At 51.9% G+C, this 2,103-nt stretch carries 2 protein-coding genes; both read right to left on the bottom strand.

From position 1 onward, the window contains the following. Positions 1-113 precede the first annotated feature (113 nt). Positions 114-401: a DUF2623 family protein gene (locus KQJ18_RS23615; RefSeq protein ID WP_038633845.1), complete on the bottom strand. Its 288-nt coding sequence runs from the start codon at positions 399-401 to the stop codon at positions 114-116. An 85-nt stretch (positions 402-486) separates the two neighbouring features. After that, positions 487-2,103 (bottom strand): methyl-accepting chemotaxis protein (locus tag KQJ18_RS23620; RefSeq protein WP_216422906.1); only part of this gene is annotated, 1,617 nt, incomplete at its 5' end.

The following is a 2,103-nucleotide window of genomic DNA, read 5'->3' on the forward strand; positions in this document are numbered from 1 at the left end:
ATTTACCACACTTTTTATATGGTTATGTGCGATATAATACTTCGACGGAGCAACAAAACGAAGGCGTAGGTCAATAGTGTAATTAATTAAAGCAAGATAATACCCCTTTCGGATCAAGCTTCGAGCCGATAGCCGGCCATGAAAAAGCGAATTGTTGTACTGGACTGGTTCTCTTTAAAGAAATCCATCACCATCTCCTTATCCAGTCCATAGCGACGCGTCAGGATGCCAGCTTCCCACGCGCTGAGCTGTCGATCGCCTGTTTTTTCAAACATTCGATGTGAAAACCCCAGTACAAAACCGCGTTTATAATCCGCGCAAAAATGCGCCACCGAGCGTGCGCTATCCGCATTTTCCGCGTTTAATCCGGCCATCAGGCCTTTACCAAAATGGTTGTCCATGCATAACCCCCAATCGCTATATAATAAATTATATAGCGATTTTTTAAGCAAAGACCAGAGGTATCAGGGACTTTTTTGTGCCAGCTTAAAACGACACCCAGTCATCCGTTTTAGCTGTTGCAGAGGTTTTACGTTCTGCTGAAGGGGAAGCGGTCGCAGTGGCAGTGTATTGCACGTCGTTAGCTGATAGACGGAACTGTTGCACCGAACGTTGCAGATCTTCCGTTTGCCGTTCCAGCGCGACTGCCGCGGCGGAAACCTGTTCGACCAGCGCGGCGTTCTGTTGCGTAACGCTGTCCATCTGCGTGATCGCCACGCTTACCTGTGAGATGCCTTTGTTCTGTTCTTCCGAAGCAGAGGCGATTTGTTTCATGATGGTGGTGACTTCTGTCGCGCCGCGCAGAATCGCCTCCATCGTTAATCCGGTCTCTTTAACCAGACGAGCACCCTGATCGACACGACGCGACGATTCGCCGATCAGCGTCTCAATCTCTTTTGCCGCTCCGGCGCTACGGCTGGCAAGGTTACGCACCTCACCGGCAACCACGGCAAAACCGCGCCCCTGCTCGCCCGCTCTGGCCGCTTCAACCGCCGCGTTAAGCGCCAGAATATTGGTCTGGAAAGCAATGCTGTTAATCACAGAGGTAATTTCCGCGATCTGTTTAGAACTGGCGGCAATGCCGTCCATGGTCTCAACCACTTCTGAAACCAGCGAGCTACCTTTACCTGCCGTTTCTGTCGCCGTATCAGCCAGTTGGCTGGCCTCACGCGCATTTTCGGCGTTCAGTTTTACCGTTGCGGTCAGCTGCTCCATGCTGGCGGCGGTCTCTTCCAGCGCCGCAGCCTGCTCTTCTGTACGTGAGGAGAGGTCGTTATTACCGGTGGAAATTTCCGTCGCTCCTCGCCAGATATTGTCACTACCAGAACGAATGGTACTCACGGCTTCGCGCAGGCTGTCCTGCATCGCGCACAGTAATGGCACCAGTTGGCCCACGCAGTTACGACCAAAATCTTCAATAGAATGGCTGAGATCGCCCTGCGCAATTTGTTGAAATTGTTGGCGAATACGTCCCAGAGGTTTCACCATCATGGCGACGAGGTAGCGGTCGGTAAAGAACAGGAGCGCAATACCGAGGATTACGGCGGTGATAATTAGCGTCCGGATGATAGACGTTTTACCATCGACCATAACGCGGGTGGTATCGAGCCTTTCACCCGCAGTGGTGTTAAAACGCTCAGCACTGGCGCCAAATTCACGGCTCAAGGCTGGCGTAACGGTGCTGGCATGCTCCGCAAAGGCTGTGAGCGTGCCCTGCTGAGCCAGTTGCATTTGTGGGATAACGCCGTTATCCAGCAGCGCCTGCCACTTGGTCAGCACCGCCGCGGCGACTTCAGGATCCATGGGGCCGGGAGACAATGTTTTCATCTCCTGGAGTTTTTTACTCATATTGTCCAGTGACTGTTGCGCTGGCGCAAAATCCGGCGTTCCGCCGCTCATTTTGACATCCATTGCGCGACTTAACCGCGTCACAAAACGAAAATACTGATCGTTACCCTGGCTGAGAACAGTCATCTGATGGACGAGATGACGGTCAATATCATTCCCTTCTGATATTTTTGATAAAGAATGAAGACTGAATAAACCCACGCCCGACCACAGCAGGCAAAAAAGTCCCAGTATTGCCAACATGACAATACGAAT

The organism is Citrobacter sp. S55_ASV_140, from assembly GCF_018919505.1.
Lineage (GTDB): Bacteria > Pseudomonadota > Gammaproteobacteria > Enterobacterales > Enterobacteriaceae > Citrobacter > Citrobacter werkmanii.